This is a genomic window from Mycobacterium mantenii (genome assembly GCF_001667865.1).
GTDB classification, from domain to species: domain Bacteria; phylum Actinomycetota; class Actinomycetes; order Mycobacteriales; family Mycobacteriaceae; genus Mycobacterium; species Mycobacterium mantenii_A.
Genome location: NZ_LZJP01000089.1, coordinates 411,393 through 437,917, shown reverse-complemented (window position 1 = coordinate 437,917; position 26,525 = coordinate 411,393). Strand labels below are relative to the sequence as shown.

The window sequence follows — 26,525 nt, the reverse complement described above, 5'->3', positions numbered from 1 at the left end:
CATGCATGCCGACGACTGAGGTCGACGACCTGCGCAGCGTTGTACGCGACTACCTCACCGTGACGTCGCCCAGCCAGACCGTTCGCGAGCTGATGGCGACGGACACCGGCTACGACGAGGCGTCCTGGCGGCAGATGGCCCGCGAGTTGGGCCTGCACGGCATCGCCGTTCCCGAGCAGTGGGGTGGGGCGGGCGCTGGCGTAACCGAACTGGCGGTGGTCTTTGAGGAAATGGGACGCGCGTTGTTGTGTTCGCCGTTTTTCGCCACCGTGGCGCTGGCGACACAGGCCATCCTCGCCAGCGGCGACGACGCGGCGGCAGAACGGTTCGTCCCCGGGTTCATCGACGGCTCCACCACCGCGACGCTGATCCTCAACGGCCGCCTCGACCCTTGGGACCCCGCCGCCGTGACGTTGAGGGCTGGCCGCGACGGCACCGGCTACCGGATTCACGGCGAGGCAGCGCTCGTGATCGATGGCCACACCGCGGACGTCGTTCTCGCGGCGGCCGGCACAGACGCCGGCGTCTCGTTGTTCGCGATACGTGCCGACTCGGATGGGGTTCGCCGTACGCCGCTGGCCGTCCTTGATCGCACCCGCAAGGTAGCCCGGATGGAGTTCGACGGTGCGCAAGCCGAGGTTATCGGCACGCCCGGTGGCGCCGCGAACTTTCTCGCTCGCACCTCGGATCTCGCCATCATCGCGCTGACGGCCGAACAGGTCGGCGCGGCGCAACGCTGCCTCGACATGGCCGTGGACTACGCCAAGAATCGAATTCAGTTCGGTCGACCGATCGGCAGCTTCCAAGCGGTGAAGCATCGGTGCGCTGACATGTTGATCCAGGTGGAGGGTGCACGTTCGGCCGAATCACATGCGGCCGAGGTGGCGGACACCGATGATCTGCCGGCTGCCGCGTCGGTCGCGAAAATGGTGTGTTCCGAAGCGCTCCACCAGGTCGCGCTTGACAACATGCGCATCCACGGCGGCATCGGCTTCACCTGGGAGCACGATGCCCACTTGTTCGTCCGACGCGCCAAGGCCGCCCAGTTGATCTTCGGCGACCCCGACTACCACGCCCAGCGCCTGGCCGCACTCGTCTCCAAGTGAAAGGACCCCCGTGACCGTTTCCTTCTCCCTCGAACTGCCCACCCAGCGTGTCGAGGCTGTCGACGAGTTCGTCACCGCTGAAGCCATCGCCGACATCGCACGAGTGGCCGAGGCAAGCGGATTCGCGGCAGTCCACGTCACCGACCATCCCGCGCCCGACGCGAAGTGGCTCGACCACGGCGGCCACCACGCCCTTGATCCATTCGTCGCGCTGGCGTTCGCCGCCGCCGCAACGACCGAAGTCAAGCTGCTTACCAATGTCTACATCGCCGCCTATCGCAACCCGTTTCTCGGCGCCAAATCGATCCAAAGCCTGGCGGTGCTGTCGAAAGGGCGCCTGATCCTCGGGACCGCTGCGGGATACCTGAAGCCCGAATTCAAAGCCCTCGGCATTGATTTCGAAAATCGCGGTGCTCTCCTCGACGAGGCACTCGACGTGCTGGACAAGGTGCTCACCGGCGAGGACATCGCCTACGAAGGAGCCTCGTTCGCCTCGCGAGGTGTTCGGCTGCGCCCGCTGCCGCCGACTCCCCCACCGGTGTGGGTGGGAGGAAACAGCAAGCCGGCCGTTCGCCGGGCGGTATCGCGCGCTCAGGGTTGGGCGCCGTTCAATACCTTCGGTTACGCCACGGCGTCGCGTACCGCGGAGATTTCGACGATCGACGAACTGGAGCTTGCTATCAAATGGGCCAAGCGGTATGCCGCCGAAATTGGCCGCACCGCACCGCTCGACATCTGCTTCTCTGCGGGAAATCTATTGGACGACAACAGATCAAACGACGAACGTCACGCGGCCATCGATAGGCTGAAGGCTGCCGGAGTCACGTGGCTCACCATCGCGCCACCCGGGGCCGACAGGGCCGAGGTCCTGGACCATTCGCGCGCTTTCGCCAAGGAGTTCATCACGGCGTGACGCGTCCTCAGGCCATCAAGCTGTCGGCCGCGAACGCGTCCACGTTGATCCGGCGATGGGCGAACAGCCACCGACCGTTCACGGGTACGAGTACGTCACGGTAGCGGCCCCAGTGGTCGAGTCCAACGTCAGTGTGGACGGCGAAGTAGCTGCTGACCTCGACCCTGCCGCGGGTCACCGCCCCGAACCGGATGCTGGAGACGTGGTGGCGGACGTGCGTCGGCGCATGCCGCGCCGGGTGCGGCGGCCGCGTCACTGCCGCGCCGAGACCCGCCTCGATCTCTGCGGGTCCTGTCAAAGGTTCGGCACCTCCGGTAAATTCCAAGACCCCCTCGTCGCAGAAGCATGCCGCCAGCGCGCCAAGATCGAATCGGTCGCTGGCGGCGGTGTAGTCGGCCAACGTCTGCCGCACTGCCTCCCGCACCTCAAGCTCCCAAAGCTCCATCCGGCCTCCTCATGAAACTCATGCCCCGACACACGATAACGTGTATTCTCATGCCTCAACCTAACCTGCAGGACTTGCTCGATCCCGCCACCACAGCCCTGGTGACCCAGGAATGCCAGGGCGGGGTGATAGGGCCCCAGGCCGGCCTTCCGTTACTCGCCGAAGAGGCACGTCGCGAGGCCATTCCCAACATCGCCAGACTGCTTGATGCCGCCCGGGCCGCTGGTGTCACGGTCGTGCACTGCCTCATCGAGAAGCGCCCCGACAACCGTGGGTCGAATACCAACGCTCGGCTGTTCGCGGCGGGGAAGTCATTCGCGGCCGACTTGACTCCCGGCAGTCCCGGTGCGTCGGTTCTGCCAGACCTTGGTTCAGTGCCCAGCGACCTCGTGCTCACTCGAACCCATGGCGTCGGGCCGATGACCGGTACCGATCTCGACGCCGTGCTGCGAAATCTGAGCATCAAAACCATTGTAGGTGTAGGCGTTTCGGTGAACATTGCTATTACTAACTTCGTGATGGACGCGGTGAATCGTAGCTATCAATTTGTGTTGCCGCGCGACGCGGTCAGTGGGTATCCGAGGGAGTATGCCGAGTCCGTCATCGACAACACGTTGACACTGCTCGCCACAGTGACCACAACCGATGCCGTGGTCGACGCATGGAGGGCGTTCCACACACCCTGACCCGATCTGGATGTTGCGATACGATGGTGATAACGTCATTCTCGCATAGCGTAAATGGTCATATTCGCTGCTCAGGAGGAAAGTTCAATGCCTTCCCGTTCATTGCCGTACCCGGTTTTCGACATCGACAACCACATGTACGAGACGACGGACGCGCTCACGAAGTACCTGCCGAAGGAGCACCGCGGCAAGGTCGGTTACGTCGAGGTCAATGGCCGGCCAAAGCTCGTCGTCAAGGACCACATCAGCCACATGATCCCCAACCCGACGTTTGCGCGGGTCGCCAGGCCGGGCAGCGCCGAGGATTACTTCCTCGGCAACAACCCCGAGGGCCTCAACTTTCGCGAGTTCATCGGCGAGGCAATGGATGTCATTCCTGCCTACCAAGCACCCGCTCCCCGACTGGAGCTGATGGACGAATTGGGCATCGACCAGTGCGTGATGTACCCGACCCTCGCCAGCCTCATCGAGGAGCGCACCACCGACGACGTCATCCTCACGCACGCGATCATTCATGCGCTCAACGAGTGGATGCTCGAGCACTGGACGTTCAACTACCACGATCGGATCTTCGCGACGCCTGTCATCTGCCTGCCGCTGGTGGACGAAGCCATCAGGGAATTGCACTGGTGCCTGGAACATGGCATGAAGACATTCCTGGTGCGGCCCGCACCGGTGCCCAGCCGTTTCGGCGGTTCACGCTCGATGGGCCTGCCTGAGTTCGACCCGTTCTGGGCGGAGGTCGTGAACGCCGGCATCCCGGTCACCATGCATGCCTCGGACAGCGGCTACCAAAAGCACCTCATGGAGTGGGAGGGCGGCGACGAGTACCTGTCGTTCAAGCCGAGTGCGCTGCGCGAGGTCGTAATGGGCCACCGCGCCATCGAGGACACCCTGGCCGCGATGATCTGCCATGGCGCGCTGTCGCGTTTCCCGGATTTGAAGATCCTCTGCGTCGAGAACGGCAGCGGCTGGGTGCGCAATCTGCTCGAGCAGCTCAACACCGCGTACAAGATCATGCCCAAGGAGTTCGACGAGCATCCCGTCGAGGTGTTCAAGCGCAACATCTACATCCACCCGTTCCTCGAGGACGATGTCAAGGGAATCATCGACATCATGGGCGAGGATCACGTCATGTTCGGCTCCGATTTCCCTCATCCCGAGGGCATCGGTGACCCGCTGAGCTTTGTCGACCGGTTGGACGGCGTCTCGGAATCGGTCAAGGCGAAGATTATGGGCGGCAACGCTATTGAGCAGTTGGGGCTCAAGGTCCCGGCATGACCCAAGCACCCACTGCTGCGAAGGTGTACGACGGGATCGCCGACTTCGAGGCTCACGTCGGCGAGCACCTTGGTTACAGCGACTGGCGTCAGGTCACTCAGAAGGAAATCGATCTGTTCGCCGAGGCCACCGGCGACCACCAGTGGATTCATGTCGACCCGGTGAAGGCGGCCGCGGGCCCCTACGGCAAGACCATCGCACACGGTTATTTGACGTTGTCCCTGGTACCCATTCTCGTACAACAGATTTACCGGGTAACCGGGCTGGCGATGCAGGTGAACTACGGCTCGGACAAGTTGCGGTTCCCCGCGCCGGTACCGGTCGACTCGCGTATCCGGGCCGGAGCTGAGCTGCTGAAGGTGGAGCGTAACGACAAGGGAGGCCGGGCGACGGTTCGGGTGACCGTCGAGGTCGAGGGAAGTGACCGCCCGGCATGCGTCGTCGACACTATCGCCGCGATGGTCGACGCCTGACGAAACCTCGTGGAGGCATACCCGCACAGGAATCGCCGACTACGCGTTCAGCACGCGATGTCCTATGACCCGTTGTTCTCGCAGTTCGGCAATCCCGCGTTCGGAGAGCCCAAGCCCTCCCAGCACCTCGGCGTTGTGCTGCCCAAGTGTCGGGGCGGCGGCCCTGTGCTGGCATGCGGGCCCGGGCGCGATGCGAAATGGCCAGCCGGGAAACCTTTGTCGGCCAGTGATCGGATGGTCCAGATCTTGATAGAAGCCGCGCGCGTCGAGCTGCTCGATGTCATACATCTGATCGGCCCTCAGTAGTCGCTCGGCCGGCACGCCCTGCCGGTCGAGCGCTGCCACGACTTCGTCCGCGGGTTGCCTTCCTGTCCAATTCGCCAGTATTTCGTCGAATTCATCGTGGTTTTCGCGACGCGCTTCTGCAGTCGCAAACCTCGGGTCGTCGCGCAGGTCGGCGCGATCAATGACGTCTAGTACCGCAAGCCAATCATCGTCATCACGCACCGAGAGCGCGACCCACTCGTCGACGTTGCTGGTCGGATAGACGCCCTGGGCGTATTCGCGGTGGCGGTTTCCCTCGCGCGGGCGAACCGATCCCGTCAACGAGTACTCGATGACAGGTTCGGCGGTCACCGCCGCGCCGACCTCGATTTGTGCGGCCTCGATCAGCTGTCCCTCACCGGTGGACCGCCTGTGTTCGAGCGCAGCCAGCAGCGCAACGCATGCGTGCACGCCTGCGATCGGGTCGGCGGGCCCTTGGAGATTGCACGGCGGACCGTCGGCAAACCCGGTCGTGGCGGACATACCTGACACCTGTTCGATGTTCAGCGCCCAGCCCACGTAGTCGCGCCACGGACCCTCCAGCCCGAAGCCGGGCATCCGCACCATGATCACTCCGGGATTGATGCGCGCGATGGAGTCGTAGTCCAGCCCGAACTGCTCGACCACGCGCGGCGAGAAGTTCTCCACCACCACGTCGGCTTCAGCGGCCAGTCGTAGCGCCAGCTCTCGACCGGCGGCAGAGGTGAGATCCAGCGTGATGTCGCGTTTATTGAGATTGGTTCCCTGCCAAAGCGGCCCACGCTCGTACCAATCGTCGCCCTCACGCAGTAACGCACCCGAGTAGCGATGTCCGTCTGGGCGCTGAATGGATTCGACCTTGATCACGTCAGCCCCGAACGCACCGAGGTAGCACGTCAGGTAGGCACCCGCCCAGAAGGTACTCAAGTCGAACACCTTCAGGCCGGCGAACGGCGAAGCGACGTCCGGGATGTCGTCCTCCCTGCGGGGTGCGCCGCGCTCGCTCCACGCGACCTTGACATCTGTGCGGATCGCGGGAGCAGGCAATGGCGGCCGGACCGGTGTCTTGGAAAGCCGGAACGGCGCTCCCGGTCTGGTGAATCGCCATGCTTCGGTAGCCGACTCGACGAAAAATACTCGCTCCGCGTACTGCGGACACTCCAGGATGGTGTCACCTTCGGTGATCGGCGCCGCCGGTATCCGCATCGCCTGACTCAACTCGACCAGTTCGGCAACGGACATCGATTCGAGGAAGGGCTGGGCTTTGGCGAAGAACTCGTCGCGCTCGGGCCCGCCGAGCATGATCGCGAGCTGATGGTCGCCGAACTCGGGCAGCCCGACCATTGCGCACACGTCCAGCCAGTGCTGGCCGGTCAGGCAATTGATTCCGATCCAGCCATCGGCCGCATGGACGATCCCCAACATCGGTGCGGCTTTGGAATTGGTCGGCAGCCCGAGACTTTTCAAGCGCGCAGCCATCAGCATGGGATAGGGCAACGTCGACAGCAGAGATTCGAACATCGAGACGTCCACCTCGACTGGTCGGTTCGTTTCGGCTCTGGCGATGCGTAGTGCCGTCAGCGCGCCGAGGGCCGCATATCCACCGGCGATGTACTCCGGGATCCGGGCACCGGCCTGTACCGGCGCTCGGCCGGGCTCACGCAGGTTGATCCAGCCCGCCGCCGCCTGCAGGGTCAGCGGAGTCGTGACCCGGTCGCGCAGCGGCCCCTGCTGACCGAAGCTCGAGATTCGGACCACGACGAGATTTGGGTTGATCTGCCCGAGGGTGTCCGCATCTAGACCCCACTCCCGACGCTGAGGCCCGCCTACCGGTAGGTCTTCGACAAGAACATCGGCCTGCGCGATGATGGCGCGCGCGGCCGCGCTGTCGCCTTCTTGTGCGAAATCAAGTGTGGTGCCTAGCTTTCCGGCATTCAAGTACTCAAACAGCCCACTTCGCTCGGGGTGAGGGATCCCTGACGGGAACGGACCCCAGCGACGCAGCGGGTCACCCGAAGGCGGCTCGATCTTGCACACCTCCGCGCCAAGATCCACGAGTAGCTTCGTGCAATAGGGGCCCGCGATCTCGGATGCCAGCTCGACAACGCGCAGGCCCGTAAGAGGCCGGTTCACGCGGGTATCCCGATGGCCTTGGGCTCCATGTAGGCCCGCAACCCCATCACGCCCCCCTCCCGACCGATTCCGCTCTGCTTGAAACCCCCGAACGGGGCGTCTCCGGGAATCGTGCCGTTGATCGATACCTGTCCGGTCCTGATCCGGCGGGCGATGGCCACCGCACGATCGACGTCGCTGCCCCACACCGCGCCACCGAGGCCGTAGGACGAATTGTTGGCGATGGCCACCGCATCGTCGTCGTCGCGATACCGCAACACGGTCAGCACGGGACCGAACACCTCCTCCTGCGCGATGTACGAATCGGCCGATGAATCGGTGAGTATCGTTGGTTCGAAGTAGAAACCGCTGCTCAGATGCTTCGGACGACCTCCGCCGGCCACGACGATTGCACCATCGGATTCAGCGCGTCTGACGAATCCCTCGACTCGGTCGAGATGCTCGCGACTGATCAACGGTCCCATGGTGACCGAGGGATCGACCGGATCGCCGATCACGACCTTGCGGGACAGCTCGGCGAGCCGGTCCACCACCTCGTCGTGGATCGAATCCGGCAGCAGCAACCTGCTGTTGAGAATGCACGCTTGACCGGCATGCATCGTGCATCCCTCGAACAACAGCTGCTCCAACAGTTCGTCGCTGACGTCGATGTCGGGAAGCAGGATGGTCGCCGACTTGCCTCCGCATTCCAGCAGAACGCGTTTCATCGTGGTGGCCGCGCCCGCCATGACATCGCGGCCGACGGCGGAGCTGCCGGTGAAGCTCACCATGTCGACCCTGGGATCCAGTGTCAGGCTCCTGCTGGCCTCGACGCCGGTCGGCGTGACCACATTGACGACGCCGGGTGGAATGTCGGTGTCCTCGTCGATGATTCGCGCCAGGGCCAGCCCGGCCAGCGGGGTCAGTGGTGAAGGCTTGAGCACGAGCGTATTACCTGCCGCGAGTGCTGCGCCCAGCTTCATGACGTTGAGAGTGTGCGGGAAGTTCCACGGCGTCATGGCCGCCACCACGCCGAGCGGTTCGTAGCGCAGCAGCGTGGTGCCCGCGGCGCCCCACGCATCCATCGGCGCCTCGGCGGGCTCCGTGGCGAGCTCGGCGGCATGGCCGACCATGAACGCTGGCCCGTCGACATGGATCAGCCGTTCGTTTGCCGAACACCCCCACTCGGACTGGGCTAGGGCGTAGATCTGCTCGCCTTTGGCCAGGAGTGCATCGCTGAGCTGTTGCAGGCACCTGGCACGTTCCGAGGGCTCGGCCGCGGGCCAGGGGCCCGTGTCGAAAGCGGACCTCGCCGCTGCAACCGCCTGCTGGACCTGAACCACGCTCGCATCGGGCGCCGTTTCGATCACGGCCTCGGTTGCCGGGTTGACGACGTCGTAGCGCCCGCTGTCCGGCTCGACCCATTGGCCGTCGATGTAATGCCCGTAAGCGCCGAGGAGGGAATGCGACCCAGCCATGACCTGCCTTCCTACCGCATGATCGTGGCGCGGCAAGGGCGACACCACCGAGAAAACTTACATACTCAGACTGTGTGTACACCGGCAGCCGCAATGCCGTCAACGAGCAATTCGCCAGACTTTTGGCCCAAAATACCGTGATTGACAGATACATCAGCTCTGCTGTAGACAGCTTGAGAACGGACATTCTTAATTGATATGTCCGACTAAGCCCTCAGTGTCAAGGAAGGCATGCTGTGCCCACTACCACCGTTCCCTTGCACTCACCGGACTTCTACGCCGGCGACCCCTATCCGATCTACCGGGAACTCCGGAACACAACGCCGGTCGTGTGGAACGACGTGACCAACTTCTGGGCGTTGTTGAAGTACGAGGATGTCCGTTTCGTTTCGGGACATCCGCTGACGTTCTCGTCAATGAAGGGCATCTCGATCCCGGATCCGGAGCAACCTGAACCTGTCCAGGAAGGAAACCTGATCTTTACCGATCCCCCGCGACACCGGCAGCTACGCAAGCTCATCAACTCCGGCTTCACCCGCCGACAGGTGCAACTGCTCGAACCCAAAGTGCGCGAGATCGTGAAGGGGATCGTGGATGGTGTCGACCCCTCGCGGGAGTACGAATTCGCCGAGGAGATTGCCGCACCTCTTCCCACCCGGATGATCGCGGAAATGCTCGGTGCCCCGCCCGAAGACTGGGAGCAATTCCGCGCCTGGTCGGACGCAGCGGTTGGCACTGCCGACCCGGACATCGAACTGGACTCGATGGTCGCACTGGGCGAACTCTACGAATACTTCACCAAGCTCATCGCCGCGCGGCGCTCCGGCGAGGTCACCGGTCAGGACGACCTGCTGAGCATCCTGGCCGCGGCCGAGGTCGACGGCGAGCGCCTCACCGACGCGGATCTGCTCAACTTCTCCTTCTTGCTGTTGGTCGCCGGCAACGAAACCACCCGCAACCTCATTGCATTGGGCACGCTGGCGCTGATCGACCATCCCGAGCAGTTCGCGCTGCTGCGATCGGACCCGTCGTTGCTGCCCTGCGCGGTCGAGGAAATGCTGCGATTCACCAGCCCGGTCACGCACATGGCCCGGCAAGCCACCGAGGACGTCGAGATCCGCGGCCAGCAGATCAAGGCCGGGGACACCGTGGTGATGCTCTACGGCGCCGCCAATCGCGACGAAGAAATCTTCGGGCCTACCTGCGAGGAATTCGATATCACCCGTAACCCCAACCCGCACATCGCATTCGGGGCCGGCGAGCATGCTTGCCTGGGCGCCCAGCTCGCCCGCCTGGAAGCCAGGGTGATGTTTGAGGTGCTGCTGGGCGCCTACCCGACGATCGAGCTCACCGGTGACGTGTCACGACTTCGCGCCACCATGGTGCCCGGCGTGAAACGCATGCCGATCCGACTGGGAGCGGGCAGCTGATGGACTTCGACTACACGCCTGAACAGGAACAACTCCGCAAGGACTACCGGACCCGCCTCGAGGCGGTGATGACCCCGGAGCGCCGGGCTGCGGTCGCAAACCTCATGGAGGGTGGTGCCGCGGTGACCGAGTGCAGGCGCGCGCTCGGCGAGGCCGGACTGCTCGGGGTCGCCTGGCCGGTGGAATACGGTGGCGGCGGACTGACCGCGCTGGAGCAGTACATTTTCGCGGAGGAGGCCCGCCGGGTCAACGCGCCGTTGCCGTTCGTCACTCTCAATACGGTGGGCCCCACGCTGATTCAGTACGGAACCGACGAGCAGAAGGCCAAGTTCCTCCCCGCGATTCTCAAGGGCACCGTTGATTTCGCAATCGGCTACTCCGAGCCCGGTGCCGGAAGCGATTTAGCTTCTCTGCGTACCACAGCGGTACGCGACGGCGACGAGTTCGTCATCAACGGTTCGAAGATGTTCACCAGCGGCGCCGAGTTCGCCGACTACATCTGGCTGGCGGCACGTACCGACCCAACTGCCAAGAAGCACAAAGGAATCACCCTATTCATCGTGCCGACCGACACGCCGGGGTTCTCCTGGAAGCCGCTGCACACCATGCCGGGCGTATCCACGTACTACACCTTCTATGACGACGTCCGGGTCCCCGAGAGCGCCATCGTGCTGGGCGAGAACCAGGGTTGGACCCTGGTGACCAACCAGCTCAACCTGGAACGCGCCGCCATGGGCAATCTTGGTGCACTCGAGCCGCTCTTCCGCAAGACCCTGAAGTGGGCGTCGACGACACCGCTTGACGACGGCATGGTCATCGACCAGCCGTGGGTTCAGCAGGCCCTGGCGCGGGTGGAAGCGCAGGTCGCGGCCTACCGACTGCTGAACCTGCGCGTGAACGCGACGATGGGCACCGGTGCCCTCGGGATGGGAGAGGCTTCGGCTGCCAAGGTTTTCGGCACCGAGCTCACCCAACAGGTCGCCCGCGAACTGCTCGACGTTGTGGGGCAGGCCGGTGTGCGCAAGGACTCGGCGGCCCCACTCACGGGCGAGCTGGAAAGCGCATACCGCTTCGCGGTCATCAACACGTTCGGCGGCGGAGCCAACGAGCTCCAACGCGACATCATCGCCATGGCCGGTCTCGGGATGCCGCGCGCACCCCGGGACATGCGGGCCAGCGCATCCTGAAAGGAGCATCCACACCCGTGACCGAGACCAAGAAGGACCCGCTGCGCGAACGCCTCGATGCGCTGATCGGGACGCCCACCGACGGAGTCGGCAAGCCCTCCCGCGCCCCTGATCCGGTGAATGCCGCGATGATCCGGCATTGGGCGTACGCGTTGGATGACATGAATCCCGCCTACCTCGATCCTGAGTTCGCGGAGCAGTCCCGCTACGGTGCCCTGGTTTCCCCGCCGGTGATGCTGCAGAGCTGGACGATGCCTCCACCCAAGCTCGCCGGCATCCATGAACGCGGCGGCGTCCCAATCGAGATCAAGACGAATCCGCTGCAATTCCTCGCCGACGCGGGCTATACGGGCATCATCGCGACGAACTCGGAGTTCGAGATCGAACGCTATCCCCGCGTCGGTGACGAGATCACCGGTGAGACGGTTTTCGAGGCGATTTCCGATGAGAAGAAGACGGCGATGGGTAACGGTTACTTCGTCACCTGGATCACGACCTACCGCGATCAGAACGGCGAAGTGATCGGCCGCCAGCGGTTCCGCACGCTGCGATTCAAGACGGGAAGCTGATGGCGACCAGACTCGCTCCGTCGATCAGCCCCGACACCGAATTTTTCTGGGCGGGGCTCAAGGACCATAAGCTGCTGATTCAGCGGTGCGCAGACTGCGAGACGTTGCGGGTTCCGCCTCGCCCCATGTGCGGCAACTGCCAGTCACTCAACTGGGATTCTGTCGAATCGACCGGGCGCGGAACCGTTTACAGCTTTGTAATGCCGCAGTATCCCCCGCTGCCGTTCCTCCAGTACCCATACGTGGTCGCCCTGATCGAGCTCGACGAAGGCGTACGCATTGTGTCGAACCTGTGCGATATCGAGCCCGCCGCCATCGAGGTCGGGCTGCCTGTCGAGGTCTTTTACGAGAAGTTCGAAGCCATCCCGAGCGGTGACGAGCTGGTGTTGCACCAGTTCCGGCCTGCGCACTGACAGACGAGGCATGACGCGAACATGGATTTCTCCTTCACCGAAGAACAAGAGACGGTCGGCAAGGTCGCCCGCCAGCTCTTCGAGCACCGCTGCACCACCGAGCATCTCACTGATCTCGAATCGGGCGATGTTCGCTACGACCCAGAGCTGTGGCGCGAGCTGGCATCGTCGGACCTGCTGGGTATCGCGCTGCCCGAGTCCGTCGGCGGGAGCGGCGGCGGATTCTTGGAACTCGGCGTGCTGCTCGCCGAGGCCGGCTGGAGCGTCGCGCCGGTTCCTGTCTATGCGACCCTCCTACTCGGCGCGGATACCATTGCACGCCACGGGGACTCGGCTATTCAGGAGCGGTACCTGCCGAAAGTCGTGGCCGGCAGTGCGATCCTGACAGCTGCACTTGCCGAACCGGGCAACTCCGATCCGACGGCGCCACGCACGACCGCGCGCGACGGCGGCGACGCCTGGGTCTTGGACGGCAGCAAGGAACTCGTACCCGCGGCGCAGCTTGCCGACGCCATCGTGGTTTCGGCCCAGGCCGACGACGGCCCGGCCCTTTTTGTCGTCGAGACTGCGACGAACGGCCTCACGGTCACGCCCGCAAGCACTACCAACGCTGAGCCCTACGCCGACGTCGAACTCGCCGCTGCCCTCGGCCACCGGCTGAACGGGCCCGGCGCCGCGGACGCGGTCGGCTCGCTGTACACCAGGGCCTTGATCGGGCTGTGCGCGCTACAGGTCGGCGTGACCGAGCGAGCCCTGAAGATCGCCGCTTCCTACACCAGCGAACGCGAGCAGTTCGGCAGGCCGATCGGCTCGTTCCAGGCCGTACAGCAACGACTGGCAGACGCGTTCATCGACGTCGAGGCGATCCGCTGGACCACCTGGCATGCTGCTTGGCTGATTGCCGAGGGCCGGCCGGCGAGCCGCGAAGCGGCGATCGCCAAGTTCTGGGCGGCTGAAGCCGGAGCGCGGGTCGTCGCGTCCGCTCAGCAAGTCCACGGCGGCATGGGCATCGACGTCACCTATCCACTGCACCGTTATTTCCTGTGGGCCAAGCAGATCGAGCTTTCGCTCGGCTCGGCCTCCCAACAACTCGCCCGCCTCGGCGCCGCATACCCGGAAGGAATCAAATGACCTCCACCGTCGACCGCACCGCCACGCTGGCATGGAACTCCGTCAACGTCGGCGACGAAGTCACCCCGCTGGAAGTTCCGGTGACCACCACGCTGATCGTCGCCGGCGCCATCGCCTCTCGTGACTACATGCCGGTGCACCACGACCGGGATTTCGCGAATTCCCAAGGGTCCAAGGACATCTTCCTGAACATCCTCACGACCAACGGTCTGTGCGTGAAATTCCTGCACGACTGGGCGGGCCCGGAGGCGATGATCAAGAGACTTTCCATCCGCCTCGGAGTACCGGCATACCCGAACGATCCGCTGCGCTTCACGGGTTCCGTCACGGACACGTCCAAGACCGACGGCGAAGGACGTGTCGAGGTCACCTTCAAGGGCACCAACAGCCTTGGCGACCACGTCTCCGGGACCGCATTGCTCAGCCTGCTCCTAGGTGTGGATGCATGAGCGACGGCAGGGACGGTATTGGCGGCCGAGCCGCCCTGGTCGGGATCGGCCAGACCGAGTTCTCCAAGGAATCGGGTCGCACCGAGATGCAGCTCGCCTGTGAGTCGGTCATCGCCGCGATCCGCGACGCCGGCCTGCGGCCCGCCGACATCGACGGCATGGTGACCTTCAGCGTCGACGAGAACGAGGAGATTGAGGTCGCCCGGAATGTCGGCATCCGCGACCTGACGTTTTTCACCCGGGTCCCGCACGGTGGTGGGGCGGCCGCGGGCACGGTGATGCAGGCCGCGATGGCGGTCGCGACGGGAGCGGCGGAAGCGGTCGTGTGCTACCGCGCGTTCAACGAGCGCTCCGGCTTCCGTTTCGGCGGGGCCGGCCGCCAGCCGGGGGTAACACCGCTGTGGATGGCGCCCTATGCGCCCTTCGGGTTCATGACACCGGCCGCCTGGGTCGCCTTGCACGCCCAGCGCTACATGACGACCTATGGGGTGACAAACGCCGATTTCGGGAAGATCTCGGTCATCGACCGCAAGCACGCCGCGAAGAACCCCGACGCCTGGTTCTACGGTAAGCCGATAACGCTTGAGCAGCATCAGCAATCGCGCTGGATCATCGAGCCGGTGCTGCGGCTGCTCGACTGCTGTCAGGAAAGCGACGGCGGCGTTGCGATGGTGGTGACGAGCCTCGAGCGAGCCCGGGACTTGCCCAAGCCGCCCGCCGTCATCACGGCCGCCGCTCAGGGCGCCGCCTACGACGGCGAGGTGATGACGAGTTACTACCGCGAGGAGATCACCGGGCTGCCCGAGATGGGTGTCGTCGGCGACAAGTTATGGCGGAATTCCGGTCTTAAACCGCAGGATATTTCGACCGCGTTCCTCTATGACCACTTCACGCCTTTCGTCTTCACCCAACTCGAAGAACTCGGATTCTGCGGTCGCGGGGAAGCCAAGGACTTCGTCTCGGTCGAGGAGTTGTCGCTGGGCGGACGCATGCCCATCAACACCAACGGCGGACTGCTCGGCGAGGCCTATATTCACGGCATGAACGGAATCACCGAGGGTGTCCGTCAGGTGCGCGGCACCTCGCACAATCAGGTGGACAACGTCGAACACGTGCTGATCACATCGGGTACCGGCGTTCCGACGAGCGGTCTGATCCTCGCGCCCGATCACTGATCAGGGAAGCCGGTAATCCAGATGACGCACGCGACGGCCGTCGACACACGGGAGATGCTCATCTCGGCCGCCTTCGCCTGCTTCCGAACGCAAGGGCTGCGGAAAACGACGATCGTCGACATAGCACGCGCCGCGGACGTGTCCAGAAGCACGTTCTACGAGTATTTCCGGGACAAGGAGACGATCGTCGAGGCTTGCGCGGAGGCAGCGTCTCAGAGCTTCTACCGCAGGCTGGCCAAGGCGATCGACCGCCACGGCGGCAGCACCCTCGAGGAGAAGCTGTCCCGGGCAGGTGTTTTCGTCGCTCAGGCCCGCCGGGTGGTCGAGCCCGAGTCGTATTTCGACCAAGAACAGGTCAATGTGATGTTGACCAAGAACGCGTCCACCCTACTGCGGGAATGCAGCGAATTCCTCGCGCCGTACGTCTCCGCCGCCAAGCTCACCGGCGAGGTGCGAAGTGACCTGAACATTCAGGTCGCAACCGAATGGTTCGCACGAATGCTGTTCTCACTCTTTACCACTCCCTCGCCATATCTCGACATGGGCGACGACGACGCGGTAGCCGATTTCGTCCGCGCGCATGTCGTGCGGGGATTCCTCGACGACCGGCGCAAGAGTCGTGGGACGTCTCCGGCGGATCGCCGGACCGGTCTATCGGCCGATGAGCCGACCCGACGTCAGCCGACGATGCTCCCTTCACGCAGGAAGTTGACGGTGTAGTCCTGGTAGGTCAGGCCGTTGCGGTCGAGGCCGATGAGGTCGAGAAAGGGATACCACTCCGCTGAATCGACGAACCAGTCCCAGCGAGTTATCTGGCCCTCCTCGTTGATCCAGACGTAATCCCATTCGTGGAGTCTGAGCACCGTCCCGTCGCTCTGCGTTCCCGCATAGGTGTCGCGAACCGCAAACCCCCACTCGGCGGCCCTGCAGTCGAACGGGGTGACGATTCGAAAGTCGGGCATGTGCTTCCACCACATGCGGAATTCGCACGTCAGCATGTCGCCGTCAGGCGCATAGGCCCGCATGGCTGCGAGGACCTCTTCCGACGCGAGGTCGGCCATCAAATGCTCGGTGCCGCCGTTGAATAAGGGGCACATCATGACGGCGTCCGGAGCGTAGACCCACTCCCCGCCGTAGGTGATCTTCCCGGTCTCCGGAGCAGTCGCGTAAGTCTCCCATTTCGCGTGAGCGATCCTGCGGTGCCGAGCCACCCGATCGGACATCATGCTCCCACCTCCTCGAAAAGCGATGGTGTTATCTGCCGGCTTGCAAACACAACTCAGCGCCTTCTGCGCACTGGCACATTGGACCACCCACAAACATTGGACATTGACACCCGCCGCAACCCGCTGCGGTCGACGTCGTATTCAGGGAGCAGATCGAGCAGCGCTTCCAGTGCGACACGGCTCTCCATCCTCGCCAGCGCCGCCCCCAAACAGCTATGCACGCCGTACCCGAACGCGAGATTGAAACCCATCTTGCGCTCCCTGTCGATGTCCAGTCGATCGGGATCGGGGAACATCCGCTCGTCGCGCGTCGCTGAGCCTGTGACGAGCAAGACGGCGCTGCCATCGGGAATTACAGTGCCGTGCAACATCACATCCCGAGTGGCGGTGCGAACCTGGTACTGTGACGGCGCCTCATAGCGCAACAACTCTTCGATCGCTGCGGGAATCTTGCTGCGGTCCTCCTGCAACTTCTGCCATTGGTCGGGAAAATCGGCGAAAGCGACCATGGCGTTGCCGACCAGCTTGGTGACGGTCTCTGCGCCGGCTCCCCCGAGCATCGTCGCGAAACCGGTGATATCCACGTCGGTGAGCTTCTCCACCTGTCCGTCTCGTTCGATCTCCGTCTCGATGAGCCGGCTGATCATGTCGTCGCGCGGATCTGCACGGCGCTTCTGCACCAGGTTGTAGTAATAGATCCCGGTCTTCGTCGAGGCTTCGAAACCTTCTGCTGTGGTGGCGATCTCACCTGGGCGGCGTTCGAGCAGCAGATCTAGCCAGAGCCGGATCTGATCACGGTCCTGCTTCGGAACTCCAAGCATGGTGGTGATGACCTCGTTCGGAAACAGGGCCGAGAAGTCGGCGACCACGTCGAAAGAGGACGGGTCGAGTGCATGGATACGCTCGTAAACCTTCTCGCGCACCATGTCTTCCAGCGCGGCGATGGCCCGGGGGGTGAACACACTGCTCACCAGCCTGCGCATTTTCTGGTGTTCGGGTGGATCCATCGAAATGATCACCTTGGGCACCGGCAGTGCATCGTCATGGGCCTGCACCATGTCCAGCGTGGCGCCCTTGGCAGAAGAGAAGGTTTCGTGGTCCTTCGTGGCGGGCGCCACGTCGTCGTAGCGAGTCAGGGCCCAGAAGTCCCACTTTGCGTTGTAATAGACGGGGGCCTCATCGCGCAGGCGCCGATAGGTGTCGAACGCCCCATTGAAGAAGTCGTCCGAAAACGGGTCGAAGTCAACAGGGTCACTGACACCAACTTGCGACGGCATGACGTTCATAGAATCGCTCCGGTTTCCTTGTAGCTCGCAATGGTGTCCCAATCCAAGCCCGCCTCCATCAACACTTCTTCGGTGTGCTGGCCGTGTTCGGGCGCGCCCGCCGGGACAACGGGCCTTTCGTCGAACTGGACGGGGTTGGTGGGCAGCGAGCATGCCGACCCGTTCATCGTGGTGGTTTTCGCGACATAGCCGTTCGCGATGACGGCCGGATCATGGCAGAGCTCGCCGGGCGTCTGCACAATTCCCCACGCACCGGAGATAGCGGCCAGCTGCTGACGCCATTCGGCGAGTGTGCGTTGAGCAAACACATCATCCATGAGAGAGATGAGTTCCGTTCGGTTGGCGAATCGCGCTGCGGGATCAGCGAATCGCTCATCATGGATCAAGTCGGGTAAACCAATTGCACGCATCGCTTCCGCGTAGAACTTGTCTAATTGCAGCATCATCAGCTGGACATAGCGCCCGTCCTTGGTGCGGTAGGTCCCCACCAATGGGTTGGGCGCGTCGGCGTGGCTGTAATTCGGGATCGAGCTGCCGCCGTGGATTTGGCTCACGGCGACGTCGGGACTGAGGTTCCACGCCGCCAGGCCGAGCAGGGAGACATCCACAACGGTTCCGTGACCGGTGGTCGCCTTCTTGTACAAGGCCGCCGCGATCCCACCGGCGATCGCCATGCCACCGAGTAGATCTCCGAAGGCCGGCCGCGACCGCACCGGCTCGGCGTCGCCTTCGGTAAGCACGGAGGCTATGCCACCGCGAGCCCAGTAGGAGACGCCGTCGTAGCCCGGCTTGTCCGCGTCGGGCCCCTTGGGTCCGTGGCCCGACCCGCGCACGTACACGATGCCCGGATTCGCGGCTTTGATGTCGTCGACGTCGATGCCCATCTTCTTGCGGCGGCTCGGTAGGTAGCTGGTCAGAAAGACGTCGCACGTCGCGGCTAGCTTGCGGATGACGTCCTGACCGCCTGGAGTGCTCAGATCCACACCGATTGACTTCTTCCCCCGATTCGGTATCTCGATCATGTAGTTGACCGTTCCACCACCCTCATCCACGATGCCCATCGTGACCAATCCACGCTGCGGGTCACCGCCTTCGCGCGGCTCCACCTTGATAACCTCCGCTCCCCACTCCGCCAACACGGCACCTGCCGACGGCACGAAGGTCCACGCGGCGACCTCGAGCACGCGGACGCCGCTGAGCACTTTGTCGACGGAAATGACGGCCTCCATTGGTCGCAGTGGTAGAGGTGCGAGCGCACCGGTAGGCTTGCAACGGCGGAAACGCCTGCTTGCATTATGCGAGAATGGCAGTTTCGGCACGATTTGTAAACTGCGGCGACGCTGGGAGCGGTCGGCAGCAAATCCTAGGGACGCGCCGACAGCCGCTCGGGCAGCGCAGGGTCTCCTTCGGCCCAGAAGGCCCGCCACGTCGGCATCCGCTGGGGCATGGCCGCGCGCAACCGGACGTCGGCCGGCCAGCGCATGAACTCCGGCCCCGGCCGCTCCGTCACATCGACTGAATACCAGGGATGCTCCCGTCGCTTGACGAAGCACCACTGACCGTCGCGACGCTCATAGACGTCGTCATAGCGCATCGCGATCACGTACCACCCGTCCCCGTCCTCGTGTTCGGCGCGGCAGTACACCGAACCCATCGCGTTATCGGCGTCGACGAAATCGAAGTGGTGACCGCAGATCAGATGGATGCTGCGGTAAAACCGCCGGAGCACCCGGTCGTACCAACGCTTCAGTGCCTCCCTGCCCATTCCCTCCGCGCCTGCGTCGACATCGTCGACGAACAACCCCACCAGGGCGTCGAGATCGCGGACATCGAGGGCCATGGCATATCGGCTGGGCAGTTGGCTGATCGCGACACTCGACTCCACCCGGTCCAAGCGATCGACCGAGGCCCGACTCCCTACTTCTGTGGCCATGCTGGAAGTGTAGGCGGAAAGGGCGGAATGAGAACCGCTGTTCTCGTTTTCAGCAAATCCTACTATCCTGCGCTTATGCCCTTCCCGAACCTCTTGCCCACAATTCCTGCTCTGGTGCGGTCCTGCGCAGCGCGTTTCGGGGACAAGCCGTTCCTCATCGTGGACGGGCAGGAATTGACTTATCGCGACCTGGATCGCCGCTCTGCCGCGCTGGCGATTGCCCTGTTGGCGGAGGGTATTGGCAAGGGCGATCACGTAGGAATCTTGATGCCGAACAGCGTCGATTGGGCATTGGCCTGGTTTGCCACCACACGAATCGGTGCGGTCGCTGTCCCACTGAACACCTTTTACCAAGCCTCCGAACTCGGCTGGACCGCACGCCATGCTGACCTGCGCGCAATCTTGGCGTGGTCGCAGTTCCGCAACCACGACTTCGTCGCTCGTTTGCAGGAAGCGTTGCCGGGATTGGCAGATCAACGCGCGCCGGGTCGCATCGCCGTACGAAAGGCACCATTTCTGCGGACCGTTGCGGTATGGGGCCCATCCGATCAGGCCTGGACGACAACGATCAACAACGATAGCGTCGTGTCGCCAGGCGACGCCGACTTCCTGGTCGACGCTGAATTGTGCGTGACGCCGGCCGATGACGTGACGATCATCTACACCTCCGGGAGTACCGGGGATCCGAAGGGGCCCGTCCATACCCACGGCGCGTTGGTCCGCCATACCTACAACCTCACTTTCACCTATGGTGTCACCCACGATGACGTGATGTTCACTGCCATGCCCTTCTTCTGGGTGGGAGGTTTGATCACCGGATTGCATGCCGTGATCCACCACGGCGCAACGCTGGTCACCCAGCCGGCATTCGACGCCGCCGAGGCATTGGAACTCATTGAGCGCCACCGCGCGACAATTGCGCTGGGCTGGCCGCAGCAGGGCAAGACACTGGCCGAACATCCCGAATTCTCCGCCTGCGATTTGAGCTCCGTGCAGCGAACCAGCATGCCCGCCATGGTGCCCCCCGAACGTCGCCCGAAGGGCCCCAATGCCTTGGGGATGACCGAACTGTGTGGCAATCACATTGGGGTAGACCCGTATGTGCCACAGCCACCCGATCGGTGCGAAACCGGCGGCGTGTCCATCGAAGGGCTGCACCATTTGCTCGTCGACTCCGAGACAGGGCAGCCGGCGCCCGTAGGCACCCCCGGTGAGATCTGGGTCCGCGGGTACTCGTTGATGCAACGCCTGCACAAGCGAGAACGTGAGGAAGTGTTCACCCCCGACGGCTACTACCGGACGGGTGACTGTGGCGTCGAGTATGAGGACGGCTGGATCAAGTTCGTTGGGCGGCTGGGCGATCTGATCAAGACCGGTGGCGGCACCAACGTCACACCCAGCGAAGTAGAGCTGGCGCTCGCCGACTGCGATGGTGTGCTCGAGGCGTACGTGGTTGGCGCCGAGAGCGATGGCGGCACGGTGGTCGCCGCGGCCGTGGTACCCCGGGGCGACTCGACGCTCGACGGTGAGTCTCTGCGGACGCAACTGCGTGGCAAGCTGTCGGCGTACAAGGTGCCGAAGTTCATTTGGGTCACTGCGAAGCAGGATCTTCCCTTCACTGCGACCGGAAAGGTCAAGAAGTCCGCACTGGCACAGCGGCTGAGCGGACTGCTCGCTACCGCTGAGGAGTAAGCGGTCGCCCATCGGGCATGTTGGTGCTCATCAGAGTCAAAGGAATACCGAACAGCGGTTCGAGCTTGACCTCGGTCAACTCGAATCCGTCGCCCTCATGTCGCTGCCGGAAGTCGGATTTAGCTCCGTATCGCGCAGCAACATGTTCGCTTGCAACACAATCGGCGGTACGCACGACGACGGAGAACAGACCGTCGCCGTTGCGGGACAAAAAACTCACCGCCGTACCCGTGTCGAGTCCGAGATGCGAACGACTCTACGAGGACCAAAGGAGTATTTCCCATTATTGAGAGCATTCATTCTCGTTAGGGTAGATTCGCGCTGCGTATCCATATTCTGCGCAGAGAGGCGCTTTGTGGCACTTGAACAATTCGAGCTGGATGGTCAGGTCGCTATCGTCACCGGGGCCGGACGCGGCGTCGGCGAAGGCATCGCCAAGGTGCTCGCAGAGGCGGGCGCAACGGTGGTCGGTACGGCACGGACGTCGTCTGAGGTGGAACAGACGATTAAGGAAATCGAAGAAGCGGGCGGTACAGGCCGTGCACTCACCGCCGACGCGCTCAAACGCTCCGACAGCGAACGCGTAGTGCAGACGGCGGTCGACGAGTTCGGCCGTATCGACATCCTGGTCAACAATGTTGGTTTCGCGACCTATGGCCCGTTCCTGAACCTGACCGACGACAACCTTCGACAGACGTTCGACTACTGCGTCACCTCTGCGTTCATCATGAGCCAGCTCGCGGTGCCACACATGCTGAAGGTGGGGCGAGGCTCCATCGTCAACATCTCCTCTGGGGCGGGCCGATTCGGCATCCGTGGATTGTTGCCCTACTCCGTGGCCAAGGGCGGGCTGGAAGCGCTGACCCGAGCCATGGCACAGGAGCTGGCCCCCAAGATCCGCGTGAATGCCATCGCCCTGGGTGCGTTCATGACCACCGGGCTTCGGTCGAGTTTCGATCTGATGCCGGGCTCCGAGGAAAAGTTGAAGGAGCTCACGCCGCTGCATCGTATCGGTGACGTCGCGGACCTCGGCCGGTTGACGGTGTATCTGTCCACCCGCGACTGCTATGCCACCAATTCGACCTTCGTCGTCGACGGTGGCCTGCAAGGGCCGAACTCATCGCTGCCAATCCCCGATCTGTAGCCAGCAGCACCCAACGAAGGAGCGATGACCTTGACCGACAAAGCGTTACGCATAGCAGTGATATCTACCGGCGGCGTGGGCTGCATCGCGCTGGAAGCGATCAACCGCCGGGCACACCTCGACCTGGTCGGGGTCTGGGTACACAGCCCGGAAAAGACCGGCCGCGATGCCGGTGAGGTCGTCGGGCTCGGCCCCATCGGTGTGACGACGACCGCCGATCTCGATGAGATCATCAAGCTCGAACCCGACTGCGCCATCTACACGGCCACCAGCCCTGACATGGATGCGGCCGCGGTCCGCGATTACATCCGTCTGCTGAACGCGGGGATCAATGTGGTCACCACCAACACGCCGGGAATGATGTTCCCGGACAGGTGGATTCCCGATTTGGCGGATCAGGTTCGCGCCGCGGCGCTTGCAGGCGGCGTGACGATATACACCTCGGGCATCGAGCCGGGGTTTGCCGGTGACCAGTTCCCCGTCATACTTTCGACCCTGTCCAACACCATCCGCTCGATCCGCGCGCAGGAGATCTTCGATTACTCGGCCTACCCCAACGAGTACCTCATGTTCGATGCGATGGGCTTCGGTCGTCCGCTGGACTTCACGCCGCTCCTGGAGCTCGAGGGCGCCCAGCAGTTCGCCTGGGGACCCCCGATCGGCCTGGTGGCGCGCGCACTCGGTGTCGAACTCGACAAGGTCACCGAGAGCTACGAGCGCGTCATCACCCCACGGGACCTGCATGTCGCGTGCGGTTTGATTCCCGCCGGGACCTGCGGGGCGGTGCGGGCCGAGACCACCGGCGTCGTTGACGGCCATCCTGTCATCACCATCGAACACATCAATCGCATGGCGCCCGACCTGGCACCCGAGTGGGCCTCGGCCCCCCACGGCACCTACCGAATCGTCATCGAGGGCGAGCCATACATTCACTGCGATCTTCGGTTCGGCACCGAGGGCACCGCGGCTTCGGCGAATGACAACGCCATGGAAGCAACGGCCATGCGCGTGGTCAACGCCATTCCTTACGTGGTCGATGCGGCTCCCGGTATCGCGACATCACTGGAACTACCGATCACCGCTCCCCGCAACGCATTCGACTTCGGCTAGACGGTGAACATCGGGCCGCGAGGAGCGCCCCTGACCTCGTTGCCGCCGTCGCAATCTCCGTCGACGTGGGAGTCGCCCAGGCTTAGCAGCACCGCACTCAGCTCGGCCGGACGGGCGAAGAAAGGTGAGTGGCCGCCGTCTAGCTCGATGACGCGTGCGCCAATCCTGCCGACCGCATTGCGGCGAGCCCACGACGCCCCCACGGCGCGGTCGTCCCGCATCAACACGTAGGTCGAGCGGGTCTCGGGCCAATGATCTATCGGACAACGTTCGGTGAACACAGTGAACGATTGATGCCGCAGATCGTCGAAAGCCCGGCGCGCCAGGACTTCCGGGCAGTCATGATAGAAACCCGCTAGCACCGACTCCCAGGTGAGCCCGAACGGTCCGGCACCTTGTTCCTGCGGCTCTGGAAACGTGATCGCGTCGGGATTGGCGGCCAGGTGGTCAACGAATGACTGGCCGGGCACGGGTAGCAGGCTGGCCACGAAGACGATCTGGTGCACCGGGTGCAGCGTGGCGAGGACGGGTGCGCACAACCCCGAGATCGAGTGCGCGACAACGACGACTCCCTCGGACGCGGGGCCGCCCTCGACCCCTTTGATCGCGTCGATTGCCGCCTGCGCCCATTCCAGCGCCCCGGCCGAGTCGTCATCGACCGGCAGATCCGGTGCGACCACGCGATGACCCCGCTGCGCGAGCTGTGCGGCGATCGCATCCCAGCAGGAGCCAAAATGCATGCCGCCGTGCAGTAGGGCGAAGAGGGTCAACGTAGGGTTCGCGAGAGTCGGCTGACGATTTCGGGTCCGGCCAGCGGCCGTTCGATGACGCCGGGGGGCGCGGCCACCACGCGGGGAATGGCGTTGACCGCGGCCATCGCGGTGGCGGTGATTCCCGGATTGACGCGGTCTCCGCTGGACTGTTCGAGGTAGAGCTCCAGGGTCATGCTGGGATCGCCTTCGACACGAAACACCATCCCGCCCTGCCCCTCTCGGGAGGGCTTCGGCCACCGTTCGGGCCAAGGGGTCGAGCTCACCGTCGCGAAATATTGGACTGACACCACTTTCCGGTCGCTCACCACTCCGGAGAGCTGCCAGCGATGCCCGCAAATCGTTCCCGACGGCACCACGCCGACGGCGGTCGATAGGTCGGCTGGTGCTAACAGCGTCTCCCAGTCCAGATCGACGCGATCCAGTTCAATGCCAAGTAGCTCCGCGAGGTAGCGCACGACCGTCTCCCAATCATGATTTACCTTGCCCGAAGCTATCCTGGCGGGAACGTGGCCGTCCGGCTTGCCGAAGCCCATCGATTCATGCAACACATCCCAGATTGGATAGGACCTATCCAAGTCGACCGCATACTCGTCCATTCGGTACGAATTCACCGTACCCGCCCCGGAGAGAAGTGCGGTAGGAAGGTTGAGGCTTATGAAGCCGGGCTCACTTCCGGTGGCGTAGAACGTCGATCTTCCCTTAGCGGTGGCTAAATCGAGCGCGGCGCGCCAATGCTGCGGTGCGGCGGGCGGGTAGACCATCGGAATCGTCGATATCGTAACGACGTTGATCCCCGACTCCAGCAGCGCCGCAATATCCGCGATCGCCTCATCTTCGCGCCGCACCGCCGTTGCACAGTAAGTCACGCAATCAGGTTTCAGCGCAATGACTTCGCCCATGTCGCCTGTCGCCGTCACGCCAACATCAGTTACGCCGCAGAGCCGGCCCGCGTCTATGCCAACCTTGTCTGCGGTGGAAACCCTCACACCGACCAACTCCAGTGCAGGGTCGAGAATCGTGGCCCGCAGCGCTTCTCTGCCCGTGAGCCCAGTCCCGACGTGCACGACACGATAGCGGGCGGAGGCGTTATCAGTCATCAACGCTCCCTTCGGTTGAATGTCAAGCGGCCCGGTAAATTCGAACGAAGTGGCTCACTTGTAGAACGGTCCCGGTTTACCGGCTTCCTCGAGATGCCCGTATGGGTCGTACACCTTGACGTTCGGATACGGGTTCTGCTCATATGCGGGTTTGGACACCCCCGCCGCCCGCAGCCCGGAGAGCACCGCGAGCGGCACCCCGAACGATACGAGACCGACCAGAAGCGAAATGAGGAGCTGTCGCGTCAGCGTGACCCGGTTGCGGCCAGGTCGGGCTGGAAGCCGGCGGACGATCCGGTTGATCAGCACCAACTCGTCGCCCTCGGCACGGACGCACATGACGGACACCATCGCGAAGATGAGGGAGTCATACACCGCCATGACGAGCGGAAGACGGATGTGGCCGATCTGCAACGTCGGCCCGACCGCCTCGGTGTAGTAGAAGATGCCAACCCTCATCCAGGCAAACTGGACAATTCCGTTGAGCGGTATGGCAATGACGAAGGCGCCGAGGAAGACTGCGGCGAGTCGATGGCGCGCAAGCCACCTGGTGCGCCGGAACAGTGGGTCCAACAGCCGGTCATGCAGTTGCAGCACCACCAGCCCGTTGAGGAGATAGTAGGCCGCATAACCGCCCAGGAACGACAAGGCGGGTTCGAGGTTCGGTGAGATGTTCACGTACGGCCACGACAGCGGGAAGTGCAGCATGCGCGGGTCGAAGACCGCGAATGTCGCCCAGTTGGCCAATGGATCCAGCGCTCCGGTGATCAGGCCCGCGAACGCGATCACCACCGCCCAGTGCACCCCGCGCTGTCGCACGGAGAGCCACACCAGCGTTCCGACCAGACCGATCGCCATCGGAATGGAGCTGAGCGCGACCGCCAGCGGCCAGTTGTCGAATCCGAGGAACGGCGGATACGGCGCCGGACCGGGGTGCGTGTTGGTGATCCGGGGGTCCCCGTGAGTACCCGATTGCATGGTTGCGACGATCACCACCGCGAAGATCAGGTAGGCGAAGAAGAATAGCGCCCACCCGATTTTGGATCGGGAACCGCCCGCGTCGATCGGCTCGACGGAAGCCGAATCGGTCTTGGAGTCAACGGTATTCGCCAT

Annotated in this window: 27 protein-coding genes; 16 read left to right on the top strand and 11 right to left on the bottom strand. The window is 63.6% G+C overall.

Annotation, left to right across the window (positions count from 1 at the left end; translation table 11 throughout):
• The first annotated feature begins 5 nt into the window (after positions 1-5).
• Together A5688_RS15680 and A5688_RS15675 are read left to right on the top strand one after the other, a co-directional pair.
• A complete protein-coding gene (locus A5688_RS15680; protein WP_067908466.1) occupies positions 6-1,106 on the top strand; it encodes an acyl-CoA dehydrogenase family protein in 1,101 nt (366 codons plus the stop codon).
• A gap of 10 nt (positions 1,107-1,116) precedes the next feature.
• Positions 1,117-2,019 carry a TIGR03619 family F420-dependent LLM class oxidoreductase gene (locus A5688_RS15675; protein WP_067830063.1) on the top strand — a complete coding sequence of 301 codons (903 nt, stop codon included), beginning with the start codon at positions 1,117-1,119 and terminating at the stop codon, positions 2,017-2,019.
• Positions 2,020-2,026: 7 nt separating this feature from the next.
• Here the strand turns inward: A5688_RS15675 and A5688_RS15670 are convergent, their stop codons facing one another.
• Complete coding sequence (locus A5688_RS15670; protein WP_067830060.1) at positions 2,027-2,464, bottom strand: nuclear transport factor 2 family protein; 438 nt, start codon at positions 2,462-2,464, stop codon at positions 2,027-2,029.
• 50 nt (positions 2,465-2,514) lie between these two features.
• On the opposite strand from A5688_RS15670, the gene A5688_RS15665 reads away from it, so the two are divergent.
• The 3 genes from A5688_RS15665 (at position 2,515) to A5688_RS15655 (ending at position 4,904) form a co-directional block, all read left to right on the top strand.
• Complete coding sequence (locus A5688_RS15665; RefSeq protein WP_067830425.1) at positions 2,515-3,150, top strand: isochorismatase family protein; 636 nt, start codon at positions 2,515-2,517, stop codon at positions 3,148-3,150.
• Between the two features lie 87 nt (positions 3,151-3,237).
• Positions 3,238-4,431: an amidohydrolase family protein gene (locus tag A5688_RS15660; RefSeq protein ID WP_067908469.1), complete on the top strand. Its 1,194-nt coding sequence runs from the start codon at positions 3,238-3,240 to the stop codon at positions 4,429-4,431.
• Positions 4,428-4,904, top strand: a complete 477-nt coding sequence (locus A5688_RS15655) for a MaoC family dehydratase (RefSeq protein WP_067830054.1) — start codon at positions 4,428-4,430, stop codon at positions 4,902-4,904. The genes A5688_RS15660 and A5688_RS15655 overlap by 4 nt, the downstream gene beginning before the upstream one ends.
• 39 nt (positions 4,905-4,943) lie before the next feature.
• On the opposite strand, the gene A5688_RS15650 is transcribed toward A5688_RS15655, so the two are convergent.
• Both A5688_RS15650 and A5688_RS15645 read right to left on the bottom strand, forming a co-directional pair.
• Positions 4,944-7,340, bottom strand: coding sequence for a CaiB/BaiF CoA transferase family protein (locus A5688_RS15650; protein WP_067908472.1), 2,397 nt, complete (start codon positions 7,338-7,340; stop codon positions 4,944-4,946).
• Positions 7,337-8,797 carry an aldehyde dehydrogenase family protein gene (locus A5688_RS15645; RefSeq protein ID WP_067830048.1) on the bottom strand — a complete coding sequence of 487 codons (1,461 nt, stop codon included), beginning with the start codon at positions 8,795-8,797 and terminating at the stop codon, positions 7,337-7,339. The genes A5688_RS15650 and A5688_RS15645 overlap by 4 nt, the downstream gene beginning before the upstream one ends.
• Positions 8,798-9,054: 257 nt before the next feature.
• Here A5688_RS15645 and A5688_RS15640 point away from each other — a divergent pair, with 257 nt between their 5' ends.
• Genes A5688_RS15640 through A5688_RS15605 form a run of 8 tightly spaced genes read left to right on the top strand, consistent with a single transcriptional unit; the run spans position 9,055 to position 15,871 of the window.
• Entirely contained in the window at positions 9,055-10,227 is a 1,173-nt protein-coding gene (locus tag A5688_RS15640; protein WP_067830422.1) for a cytochrome P450, read from the top strand.
• Positions 10,227-11,414 (top strand): acyl-CoA dehydrogenase family protein, encoded by a 1,188-nt coding sequence (locus tag A5688_RS15635; RefSeq protein WP_067908475.1) that lies wholly within the window; start codon positions 10,227-10,229, stop codon positions 11,412-11,414. Before A5688_RS15640 ends, A5688_RS15635 begins: the two co-directional genes overlap by 1 nt.
• Positions 11,415-11,431: 17 nt before the next feature.
• Complete coding sequence (locus A5688_RS15630; RefSeq protein ID WP_067830042.1) at positions 11,432-11,983, top strand: FAS1-like dehydratase domain-containing protein; 552 nt, start codon at positions 11,432-11,434, stop codon at positions 11,981-11,983.
• The gene (locus A5688_RS15625) at positions 11,983-12,396 is read left to right on the top strand and encodes a Zn-ribbon domain-containing OB-fold protein (protein ID WP_067830039.1); all 414 of its coding nucleotides are present in this window, start codon (positions 11,983-11,985) and stop codon (positions 12,394-12,396) included. Before A5688_RS15630 ends, A5688_RS15625 begins: the two co-directional genes overlap by 1 nt.
• A 21-nt stretch (positions 12,397-12,417) precedes the next feature.
• Positions 12,418-13,527, top strand: coding sequence for an acyl-CoA dehydrogenase family protein (locus A5688_RS15620; protein ID WP_067908478.1), 1,110 nt, complete (start codon positions 12,418-12,420; stop codon positions 13,525-13,527).
• The gene (locus tag A5688_RS15615; protein WP_067908481.1) at positions 13,524-13,976 is read left to right on the top strand and encodes a MaoC family dehydratase; all 453 of its coding nucleotides are present in this window, start codon (positions 13,524-13,526) and stop codon (positions 13,974-13,976) included. Before A5688_RS15620 ends, A5688_RS15615 begins: the two co-directional genes overlap by 4 nt.
• Positions 13,973-15,151 (top strand): lipid-transfer protein, encoded by a 1,179-nt coding sequence (locus tag A5688_RS15610; RefSeq protein WP_067830029.1) that lies wholly within the window; start codon positions 13,973-13,975, stop codon positions 15,149-15,151. Before A5688_RS15615 ends, A5688_RS15610 begins: the two co-directional genes overlap by 4 nt.
• 21 nt (positions 15,152-15,172) lie before the next feature.
• Entirely contained in the window at positions 15,173-15,871 is a 699-nt protein-coding gene (locus A5688_RS15605) for a TetR/AcrR family transcriptional regulator (protein ID WP_082951094.1), read from the top strand.
• Here the strand turns inward: A5688_RS15605 and A5688_RS15600 are convergent.
• The 4 genes from A5688_RS15600 to A5688_RS15585 form a co-directional block, all read right to left on the bottom strand.
• Positions 15,829-16,377, bottom strand: a complete 549-nt coding sequence (locus A5688_RS15600; RefSeq protein ID WP_242660200.1) for a hypothetical protein — start codon at positions 16,375-16,377, stop codon at positions 15,829-15,831. The genes A5688_RS15605 and A5688_RS15600 overlap by 43 nt on opposite strands.
• A 53-nt stretch (positions 16,378-16,430) precedes the next feature.
• Positions 16,431-17,663: a cytochrome P450 gene (locus tag A5688_RS15595; RefSeq protein WP_067830026.1), complete on the bottom strand. Its 1,233-nt coding sequence runs from the start codon at positions 17,661-17,663 to the stop codon at positions 16,431-16,433.
• A complete protein-coding gene (locus tag A5688_RS15590) occupies positions 17,660-18,892 on the bottom strand; it encodes a CaiB/BaiF CoA transferase family protein (protein ID WP_067908484.1) in 1,233 nt (410 codons plus the stop codon). Before A5688_RS15590 ends, A5688_RS15595 begins: the two co-directional genes overlap by 4 nt.
• A gap of 134 nt (positions 18,893-19,026) precedes the next feature.
• The gene (locus A5688_RS15585; RefSeq protein ID WP_082951093.1) at positions 19,027-19,557 is read right to left on the bottom strand and encodes a nuclear transport factor 2 family protein; all 531 of its coding nucleotides are present in this window, start codon (positions 19,555-19,557) and stop codon (positions 19,027-19,029) included.
• A 114-nt stretch (positions 19,558-19,671) separates the two neighbouring features.
• On the opposite strand from A5688_RS15585, the gene A5688_RS15580 reads away from it, so the two are divergent.
• Positions 19,672-21,288 (top strand): class I adenylate-forming enzyme family protein, encoded by a 1,617-nt coding sequence (locus tag A5688_RS15580; RefSeq protein ID WP_067908487.1) that lies wholly within the window; start codon positions 19,672-19,674, stop codon positions 21,286-21,288.
• Here A5688_RS15580 and A5688_RS26950 read toward each other — a convergent pair.
• Positions 21,272-21,508, bottom strand: coding sequence for a hypothetical protein (locus tag A5688_RS26950; protein WP_242660201.1), 237 nt, complete (start codon positions 21,506-21,508; stop codon positions 21,272-21,274). The genes A5688_RS15580 and A5688_RS26950 overlap by 17 nt on opposite strands.
• A 135-nt stretch (positions 21,509-21,643) precedes the next feature.
• On the opposite strand from A5688_RS26950, the gene A5688_RS15575 reads away from it, so the two are divergent.
• Positions 21,644-22,432, top strand: coding sequence for an SDR family NAD(P)-dependent oxidoreductase (locus tag A5688_RS15575; RefSeq protein ID WP_067908490.1), 789 nt, complete (start codon positions 21,644-21,646; stop codon positions 22,430-22,432).
• A gap of 24 nt (positions 22,433-22,456) precedes the next feature.
• On the top strand, positions 22,457-23,542 hold the full coding sequence (locus A5688_RS15570) for an NAD(P)H-dependent amine dehydrogenase family protein (protein WP_067908493.1): 1,086 nt from the start codon (positions 22,457-22,459) through the stop codon (positions 23,540-23,542).
• Here A5688_RS15570 and A5688_RS15565 read toward each other — a convergent pair.
• Genes A5688_RS15565 through A5688_RS15555 form a run of 3 tightly spaced genes read right to left on the bottom strand, consistent with a single transcriptional unit; the run spans position 23,539 to position 26,525 of the window.
• On the bottom strand, positions 23,539-24,282 hold the full coding sequence (locus A5688_RS15565; RefSeq protein WP_242660202.1) for an alpha/beta hydrolase: 744 nt from the start codon (positions 24,280-24,282) through the stop codon (positions 23,539-23,541). The genes A5688_RS15570 and A5688_RS15565 overlap by 4 nt on opposite strands.
• Before the next feature lie 26 nt (positions 24,283-24,308).
• Positions 24,309-25,412 (bottom strand): dihydrodipicolinate reductase, encoded by a 1,104-nt coding sequence (locus tag A5688_RS15560; RefSeq protein WP_242660203.1) that lies wholly within the window; start codon positions 25,410-25,412, stop codon positions 24,309-24,311.
• 54 nt (positions 25,413-25,466) lie between these two features.
• Positions 25,467-26,525, bottom strand: coding sequence for a spirocyclase AveC family protein (locus A5688_RS15555; protein ID WP_067908496.1), 1,059 nt, complete (start codon positions 26,523-26,525; stop codon positions 25,467-25,469).